We start from the raw sequence: 8,239 nt of genomic DNA on the forward strand, positions 1-8,239 counted from the left end.
GAAGTCCGTCGATCAAGGGCGAATGCACGTGGAAATGAGATCGAACCACGTGCGTTTGCCCTTGATCGACGAGCGTGGCGTGGCGGGGGCGGGGACGGTCCGGGCGGGGTAAGGGGTTAGCGGCGGGGGGCGCCGGAGTATTGGCGTTCGACGTCGGTTTGAGCGAACCAGATGTAGCGTTCGGCGCCGTCGCCGACGAGGGCGATCATGTCGTCGGCCATCACCTGGAGGAACTGGGTGCTGGCGGCGGGGAGGCGCAGGGAGCTGCCCGCCAGGGCGGCTTCGGTGCTGCCAAGGCGCTGGAGCATGACCAGGTTGCAGTCCTGGATGGACGGTACGCCGGGCTGGCTCAGCTGGCGCAGGATCGTCAGCTGCGTCTGCCATGGACCGAGTGGCTGCGGTGCGGTGGCACCGAGTTGGCCGAGGTCGTACACCACGAGGATCGGCTGCTGCGCGCTGGCGGTCACCGCGAGCGGCTGCTCCGCGGAGAGTACCGCCACGCGGTCGCCGCGGCCGGTCGCGCGTTCGCCGAAGCCTTGCCAGGCTTGCGGGTCGGCGGTCACGACGGCGACGCGGGCGCCGAGCGCGAGCGCCCGGAACGTCACCAACTGCCCGGCCCAGGCTCCGCCGACGAGGGCGATGCGGGTGGGCTCGGGGCGGAAGAAGCGTACTGAGACCGGGCCCTGCTGCCGGTCGGCGCCCAGGATGAGGCCGGTGCCGGGGGAGGCGATCCGGAGCTGCGCGAGCGCGGATCGGGACGCGGTGTGCGAGCCGATGCGCAGCCGCGCGAGCCGGCCGGACAGGCCGCGGTGGCCGTCGCCTCCGCCGGGCGGGCGGCGGCTTTCGTACACGGTGCCGGGCGGCAGCGCAGGCGTGGTGTCCGGGATGGCGCGCGCCTCGGAGAGCGGCACCGCCGCGGCCCGGGTGGCGGTGGCGGCCGCCGCTTGGGTGGCGGCCCGCGTGGAGGCGCTGGACGAGGTCTGCGCTGGCGGCACCGCTTGCACGGGAGGCGCGGTAGTCGCCGGCGCGGGCCCCGCGGCCTGCACCGCGGGCGATGAGAGCGTCGCGTCGCGGCCGAGCACGGCGCCGCCCGGCCCATTCGCGAACTGGGTCAGCGGCGGTGGCGGCGGGCGTTGCGGAAGCGGGGCGCCGTGGGGCGGGGTACCCGGTGCGCCGGGGGTGTTGTCGGGCGCCTGTGGCCTGGCTGCCGCGGCGTGCGGGCCGCTCAACGCACCCGGCACACCGGGCGGCGGTGCTTGGGGCGCGGGCTGGCCGGGAACGGCGGGCTGACCATAGTGGCCGGGCGCGCTAGCGACGCCGCCACCGTAAACGCCGCCGGCGCCAGCACGGCCCGCGGCACTGCCGCCCGCGCCGTAGGTGCCAGCGCCGGGTGCCGGCGGGGCCTCGTGGCGGCCGACGGAGGCCTTGCCGACCGCGGGCGGCTTCTGCTCCTCGCCCTGAGAGTCGCGAGGATCGCGAGGATCGGTCATCGCGCGCCGCCTCCCGTTGGTGCGGACGCGTACACCGCCGGCGCCTGCTCGCCGTCGAGCTGGAACAGTTCGGCGTGCGCCTGCTCGGCGCCCCGGGTCAGGGACTGGCAGATCGGGCCGAGGTCGCCGGCGGGCGCCGACACGCGTACCAGTGCCCGAAGGTCGACCATGCGGCTGTCGTCGTCGGCAGCCATGATCAGCGAGACGCTTGTCATCGCCGCGGGCGAGGTGGAGAGCCAGTTGAGCAGCGAGGCGGCCTGCGCGACGGGCGGCCATCCGCGTACCCAGAAGGAGCGATGCGCGAGCCGCGCCGAATGCCACTCGGACCATTCCTCGCGCGGAGGCTGGGTTTCGGTGTGTGGCGTGGCCGGCGCGAGGTCGCACGACCGCATCAGCGCGCCGAGCAGCGCCTCGGCGTCGAGCAGCCGGTGGGTGATGCCGTCTTTGCGCAGCGACTTGGCGACCCGGCGGACCATGGCGGCCACCACGGCGGGTGCCAGGTCGAGGTCGGCGCCGTCGCCGATGATGGCTTCGGCGAGCGAGCGGGCGTCGAGGCGTACGGCGACCCAGGTCTCGCGGTCGGCCGGCACCGGCACGGTGCCGAAGCGTGCGAGCAGTTGCCGGTACGACTGGCCGGCGGCCGAGGACGGGTGCGTGTCGATGCTGGGCGCCGGCACGGTCTGCGTGACGACCTGGAGCACCGCGCCCGGCTGGTCGGCTTCGGCGAGCGCCGCTGCCAGCGTGTCGAGCGGGATGCCGCCTGGTTCGTCGCGGGTGGCGAGGGCGGGGGTGACGGCGGCGACCGCGTACCAGCCGGCGTCGTCGCGGGCGACGCCCACGTGCGAGCCGTCGGCCACCGAGACGTTTTCGACGATGAGGTTGGGCGCGAGGCGGCGCAGGGCCGCGAGCCGCGCGTCGTCGCCGAACGCGGGCGCGCCCGCCTCCTGGCGGCGCCGCCGGTATCGCCGGGCCATCAGCCGCCGCTCGATCCACCAGCGCCCGCGCGCCCGGCCGAGCACGATGAGCAGCAGGACCGCGCCAACCAGGCCGACGCCGATGGCCAGCACCGCGTTCTGGGTGACGGCTGCCAGTACTGCGACGAGCACCGCCTCGGCGAGCAGAAGCTGCGTGATGTGCACGGGGCCGAGGTGGCCCGGGCGCCGGCGGGGCAGCAGGATCGCTGGGCCGGTGTAGTCGGCGGACTCGGCACTGACCCGCCCGACGGCGCGGGCTGGCTGCGCCGAAGCGGCCTGCGGCGACACGGACATGCGGTGAGCTACCCCCTGCCTGTCGTAGAGATCAACGCGTCGCGGCCAACAAGTCGTCGAGCACGAGCGTACGCAGGTCGTCGCGGCTGGGCATCCGGCCGAGCGCCCGCAGCCGCCCGGACTGCGCCTTCCGCATGCCTTCGAGCAGCTTGCGCGCCTCGCGGGCGTTACCGAAGTTCTGGTCGCGCTCGATCTGCGCGAACCACTCCACCAGCGCCTCGTCGAGCCCGGGAGCCAGTAGATAATCGTCGTTGCGGGCGATCCGCTGCACGATGAGCACCAGCTCGTCGGGGGAGTAGTTCTCGAACTCGAGCGTCTTGGCGAACCGTGAGGCCAGACCGGCGTTGGCGTCGAGGAAGTTGGCCATGTCGGCGGTGTATCCGGCCACGATGACGGCCACCTGGTCGCGGTGGTCCTCCATCAGCTTGACCAGGGTGTCGATGGCCTCCTGCCCGAAGTCGGCGGAGGTGCCGGCGGAGCGGGACAGCGTGTACGCCTCGTCGATGAACAGCACGCCGCCCAGCGCCTGCTCGAACACCGAGGTGGTCTTTTCGGCGGTGTGGCCGATGTACTGGCCGACCAGGTCGCGCCGCGAGACTTCTTTGAAGTCTCCGCCCGGTAGTACCCCGAGGGCCTTCAGGAGCTGGCCGTAGAGGCGGGCCACGGTCGTCTTGCCGGTGCCGGGCGCGCCGGTGAAGACCAGGTGGTTGCTGGCGGCGCCGACGGCGAGCCCGGCGGTGCGGCGCCACTCGTTGACCTGGATCTCGTCGATGAGCGCGCGCACCTCGGCCTTCACGCCGGCGAGACCGATCATCGTGTCGAGCTCGGCGAGGAGCTTCTCCATCTTCGCGGTGTCCTGCCGGTTGCCGCCCTCGACCGCGCCCGCGCCGACCTTGGGGGCGAGGCCACCGTCGTCGGCTTCGCGGATGGTCGGGTGGGCGCCCTCTTCGACGAAGATGCTGGGTGTGGCGGTGCCCTCGACGCGGGTGCCCTCGACCGAGCCGCCGCAGCCGCGGCCGAACGTGATGCCGGAGCCCTGGGTGTCGTGCACCCAGGAGTCGACGATCGTGGGCGCGCTCTGGTGGGCCACGGAGATGCCCGCGTCACCGGTGCCCGAGATGTCACACCGTTCGATGGTGGGGCGCCCGGCCTGGTACACGTAGATCCCGCGGAAGCCGCAACCGGCGATCGTGGAGTTACGGATCGTGGGGTTGGCGCCGAGCCGCACGATCACGCCGTCGTCGGCCGTGTCGCGGACCTCGCACTTGTCGATGAGCCCGCCCGCGTCTTCGACGATGATCCCGTACTGCCCGCCCGTGACCTTGACATCGGTGGCGGCCAGGGTGGCGCCGTCGGTGACGGTGATGGCGGCCGCGTAGCGGGCGCTGGCCTCGCATTTCTCGATGGTGAGCCGGGTGCCGGCGGCGTTGACGGCCGGGTAGTCGGCGCCCTTGAGGACCAGGCCGGAGAGAGTGACCTCGCCGCCCTCGCAGGCGACCGCAGGGGCGTACGCGTCGCCGGCGTCGATGGTGACCGAACCGGGTTCCTTCGCCGCGACCAGGCTGACCCGCCGACCGCTGAGCCGGAGGCTCTCCGTGTAGGTGCCGGGCTCGATGGAGATGACCGTGCCGTCGGAGGCGATCTCGAGGGCGTCACGGATGGTCGGGTAGGCACCCGCCCGCTCCGCTGAGACGGTCAGTGTGCGCGCCATGATGTCCGTACCTCCCCGTCGGCCCACGAGGATCGTAGCGACCCGGCGCCCGTACAACGAAGCCGGTCAGGGGGCGGGCTCCAGGGTGAGGCTGACGGAGTTGATGCAGTAGCGCTGGTCGGTCGGGGTCGGGTAGCCCTCGCCCTCGAAGACGTGGCCGAGATGCGAGTCGCACCGCGCGCACCGCACCTCTACCCGGAGCATCCCGAGCGTGCGGTCCTCGATGTATTTCACGCGGTCTTCGGCGAGCGGCGTGTAGAACGACGGCCACCCGCAGTGCGAGTCGAACTTGGTGTCGCTGGTGAAGAGCTCGGAACCGCAGGCCCGGCAGCGGTAAACGCCCTTCGTCTTGGTGTCGACGTACTCACCCGTCCAGGGCGCCTCGGTGCCAGCTTGACGGAGGACCCGGTACTCCTCGGGAGACAGGCGCACCTGCCATTCTTCCTCAGTGTTTGGAAGCGTCATGCATCCAGGCTACCGATTACCACCAGCGCCGGCCGTCGTTGAGCAGGCATGCGAGAACCGGGTCGCGCGGTGCTGGCCAGCTTCCGCCCGACCTGGCGGCAGGCGGTCGGGCACGGCCTGTACCTGGGCGCGGCCGCCGGTGCCGTGGGCCTGATGGCGTCGTTCGCGCTGCCGTCCGGCTACCGCATCGCGATCGTGCTGGTGCCAGCGCTGGTCGCCGCGGCCGCCGGCGTGGTCGCTGGCCGGCGCGGCGGCGCCGACGTCGACGACGCGGGCATCCGGCTGGCGCAGGCTGGGTTCCTGCCGTGGAAGCGGGTGGTGGGCGTCCGGGCGGAGCGCCGCCGGCGGCGCACGGTGGTCGCGGTCTATCTGGAGTCGGGGGAGACCCGGCGGCTGCCGGCGCCGTACGACGGCGCCCTGCTGGCGCACGACCCGCTCTTCGAGCGGCGCGTCTTCATGCTCTGCCACCTCTGGGAGACGCACCGCGACTGGAGCGTCCGCGGTTAGTGGGCGGCTTCAAGCGCGCGAACGACCGAGCGGAGCGAGGGCATCACTTAGGCTCGCCCCATGAGCCCAAAGGCGAGCGCCGTCGAGGTCGAGGTCGCCGGCCACGCGGTACGGCTGAGCAGCCCCGACAAGGTGTACTTCCCGGGACCGGGCTACACCAAGCGGGACGTGTTCGAGTACTACCTGGCCGTCGGTGACGGGATCCTGCGGGCCCTGCGCGAGCGCCCGACGACGCTCCAGCGATTTCCGGAGGGCATCGAGGGCGAGATGTTCTACCAGAAGCGCCTCCCGACGCGCGGGGTGCCGCCGTGGCTCGAGTCGGCGCGGATCACGTTTCCGAGCGGCCGCCCGGCTGACGAGCTGTGCCCCGTCGACCTGGCGCACGTGGCCTGGGCCGCGCAGATGGGTGCCGTGGTGTTTCACCCGTGGCCGGTGCGCCGGGCCGACGCCGACCACCCCGACGAGCTGCGCGTCGACCTTGACCCGCAGCCGGGCACCGACTTCGGGCACGCGGCCGAGGCGGCCGTCGCGCTGCGCGAGGTTTTGGCCGACGCCGGCATGACCGGATACCCGAAGACGTCCGGTGGGCGGGGAGTGCACGTTTATGTGAGGATTCGCCCGGAGTGGGACTTCGTGCTGGTACGCCGGGCGGTGATCGCGCTCGCCCGCGAGCTGGAGCGGCGCCGGCCCGACCTCGTCACCACCTCGTGGTGGAAGGAGGAGCGCGGCGAGCGGGTGTTCGTCGACTTCAACCAGATGGCCCGTGACCGCACGATCGCCTGCGCGTACTCGCTGCGCGCCAACGGGCGAGCCACCGCCTCCACGCCGGTGACCTGGGACGAGCTGCCCGACGTCGACCCCGACGACTTCGATCTGCGCACGGTGCCGGAGCGGTTCGCGAAGGTGGGTGACCCGCACGCCGGCATCGACGACGAGGCGTTCGACCTGGCGCCGCTGCTGGAGTGGTCGGAGCGCGACGAGCGGGACGGCCTGGGCGACATGCCGTACCCGCCGGACCATCCGAAGATGCCCGGCGAGCCGAAGAGGGTGCAGCCGTCGAAGGACCGCGACCGCAAGAAGTGAGGACGTGCGGCCGATAGGCGGCCCGCCCTCGCACCGGCGTGGGAACCTGCGGGTGGTGCGCGAACTGGTGGAGCGGCTCAACGCGGGCAGCGCTGGCCGGCCGGGGGCGGGCTGAGGTCGATCAGGTACTTGTCGACGGCGTCGTTGACGCAGTTGGTCTGCGGGTAGGCGGTGTGCCCCTCGCCTTCCCAGGTCAGCACCACGCCCACGCCGAGCATCGAGGCCAGCTTGGCGGTCTGCTCGTACGGTGTGGCCGGGTCGCCGGTGGTGCCCACGACCACGATCGGCGGCGCGCCGGTGGCCGCCCCGGTCGGGTACGGGTCGCGCTTGGCGGGCCAGAACGCGCACGGCAGCAGCCCGACGGCGAGCGGCGCCCCGAAGAGCGGGTACTTGGCCCGCCACTGGGATTGCGTCGCCCGGATCTGCGATACCTCGGGCGAGACGGGCGCGTCGGCGCAGTTCACCGCGAGGTTGGCGTCGAAGAGGTTGGAGTAGCGGCCGCTGCCGTCGCGCTGGGCGTACGAGTCGGCCAGGTCGAAGACGCCGTCCGCGTCGCCCTCCGCGAGGTCACCGATGGCCTTCCCCAGCTCTTCCCACCCGTCGACGGTGTAGAGCGACGAGATCACCGCGTACAGGATCCAGCCGGACGTGGCCTCCCGGCCGCCGTCGCCGCGGACCGGCGATGTGCGCGCCTTGTCGATGGCGGTCATGACCGCACGTCGCGCGTCGGGGGCGATGGGGCACTTGTTCGCGTTGCTCCCGCACCAGGCGGCGAAGTTGCTGAACGCGAGCTCGAAGCCCTTGGCCTGGCTTTCCGAGCCGGCCAGCAGGTCCTGGCCGGGGTCGACCGCGCCGTCGAGGACCATCGCTCGGATCTTGCCCGGGAAGAGCTGGGCGTACGTGGCGCCGAGCAGCGTGCCGTACGAGTAGCCGAGGTAGGTGAGCTTTTCGTCGCCTACCGCCGTGCGGATCGTGTCCATGTCGCGGGCCGCCTGCTCGGTGGCGAAGAGGCCCAGCTTGTCGCCGTACTTGGCGCCGCAGCCCTGCCCGATCCGCTGGTTGAGCGCCACCAGGCTGTCGAACTCGGCCTGAGTGTCGGGGTCGGGGTCGGCGCCGAAGCTGGCGTCGAGGTCGGCGTCGGAGATGCACTCGACGGGGCTGGAGCGGCTGACGCCGCGCGGGTCGAACCCGACGATGTCGAAGCGGCGCAGTACGTCGTCGGGCAGCCCGCCGAACGTCTCGCCGAACGAGAGGTAGACCGCCGTGTTGATGCCGGACGCGCCCGGCCCGCCGGGGTTGACCAGCAGCGAGCCGATCCGGTCCTGCTGGCGGGTCGACCGGGCCCGGATCAGCGCGATCTCGAACGTGCCGGGGGCGTTGGGCGCGGCCCAGTCTTGCGGCACCGCGACGCTGCCGCACTCGTATCGCATGTTTGGCGCGCCTCGCCCGACGAGGTCTTCCGGCACGTCAGGGCAGGGTCGCCAGGTCACCGCCTCGCCCGACCCGGCGGGTGCCGGCGTGGCGGTGGCGGTGTCGCCGCCATTGCGGCCGGTGTTCGGCGCGTACACCGGCACTGTGCAGCCGGCGACGAGGCCGGTCACGAGGAGCCCGGCCACAGTGTGACGAAGGGTGCGAGACACCGGCACTAGGCTCAATACCGGTGACTTAAGGTCGTGGTGTCCGTTTGACGCGTTTCGGTTTGGTGGCGCCTGTGA

7 protein-coding genes are annotated in these 8,239 nt (G+C 72.5%); 2 read left to right on the forward strand and 5 right to left on the reverse strand.

The features are described from left to right. Positions 1-116 precede the first annotated feature (116 nt). The 4 genes from V6V89_RS40545 to msrB all read right to left on the reverse strand — a co-directional run bounded on the left by V6V89_RS40545 (position 117) and on the right by msrB (position 4,934). Positions 117-1,490, reverse strand: a complete 1,374-nt coding sequence (locus V6V89_RS40545) for a hypothetical protein (RefSeq protein WP_334625029.1) — start codon at positions 1,488-1,490, stop codon at positions 117-119. Beyond that, on the reverse strand, positions 1,487-2,758 hold the full coding sequence (locus V6V89_RS40550) for a type VII secretion protein EccE (protein WP_334625031.1): 1,272 nt from the start codon (positions 2,756-2,758) through the stop codon (positions 1,487-1,489). The genes V6V89_RS40545 and V6V89_RS40550 overlap by 4 nt, the downstream gene beginning before the upstream one ends. A 31-nt stretch (positions 2,759-2,789) precedes the next feature. Continuing rightward, the gene (locus tag V6V89_RS40555) at positions 2,790-4,469 is read right to left on the reverse strand and encodes a right-handed parallel beta-helix repeat-containing protein (RefSeq protein WP_334625032.1); all 1,680 of its coding nucleotides are present in this window, start codon (positions 4,467-4,469) and stop codon (positions 2,790-2,792) included. Between the two features lie 66 nt (positions 4,470-4,535). Then, positions 4,536-4,934, reverse strand: a complete 399-nt coding sequence (gene msrB / locus V6V89_RS40560) for a peptide-methionine (R)-S-oxide reductase MsrB (RefSeq protein ID WP_334625033.1) — start codon at positions 4,932-4,934, stop codon at positions 4,536-4,538. A 48-nt stretch (positions 4,935-4,982) separates the two neighbouring features. On the opposite strand from msrB, the gene V6V89_RS40565 reads away from it, so the two are divergent. Then, positions 4,983-5,441, forward strand: coding sequence for a hypothetical protein (locus V6V89_RS40565; RefSeq protein ID WP_334625034.1), 459 nt, complete (start codon positions 4,983-4,985; stop codon positions 5,439-5,441). Positions 5,442-5,501: 60 nt separating this feature from the next. Next, positions 5,502-6,524: a non-homologous end-joining DNA ligase gene (gene ligD, locus V6V89_RS40570; protein ID WP_334625035.1), complete on the forward strand. Its 1,023-nt coding sequence runs from the start codon at positions 5,502-5,504 to the stop codon at positions 6,522-6,524. Positions 6,525-6,601: 77 nt separating this feature from the next. Here ligD and V6V89_RS40575 read toward each other — a convergent pair whose 3' ends face one another. Beyond that, positions 6,602-8,170, reverse strand: a complete 1,569-nt coding sequence (locus tag V6V89_RS40575) for an alpha/beta hydrolase (RefSeq protein ID WP_442935318.1) — start codon at positions 8,168-8,170, stop codon at positions 6,602-6,604. Between the last annotated feature and the right edge of the window lie 69 nt (positions 8,171-8,239).

It is taken from the genome of Micromonospora sp. CPCC 206061, assembly GCF_036906915.1.
GTDB lineage: Bacteria > Actinomycetota > Actinomycetes > Mycobacteriales > Micromonosporaceae > Phytohabitans.

Coding starts and splice junctions, on each gene's coding strand:
- V6V89_RS40555 (WP_334625032.1), bottom strand. CDS start 4,469: ATGGCGCGCACACTGACCGTCTCAGCGGAGCGGGCGGGTGCCTACCCG.
- V6V89_RS40565 (WP_334625034.1), top strand. CDS start 4,983: ATGCGAGAACCGGGTCGCGCGGTGCTGGCCAGCTTCCGCCCGACCTGG.
- msrB (WP_334625033.1), bottom strand. CDS start 4,934: ATGACGCTTCCAAACACTGAGGAAGAATGGCAGGTGCGCCTGTCTCCC.
- V6V89_RS40550 (WP_334625031.1), bottom strand. CDS start 2,758: ATGTCCGTGTCGCCGCAGGCCGCTTCGGCGCAGCCAGCCCGCGCCGTC.
- V6V89_RS40545 (WP_334625029.1), bottom strand. CDS start 1,490: ATGACCGATCCTCGCGATCCTCGCGACTCTCAGGGCGAGGAGCAGAAG.
- ligD (WP_334625035.1), top strand. CDS start 5,502: ATGAGCCCAAAGGCGAGCGCCGTCGAGGTCGAGGTCGCCGGCCACGCG.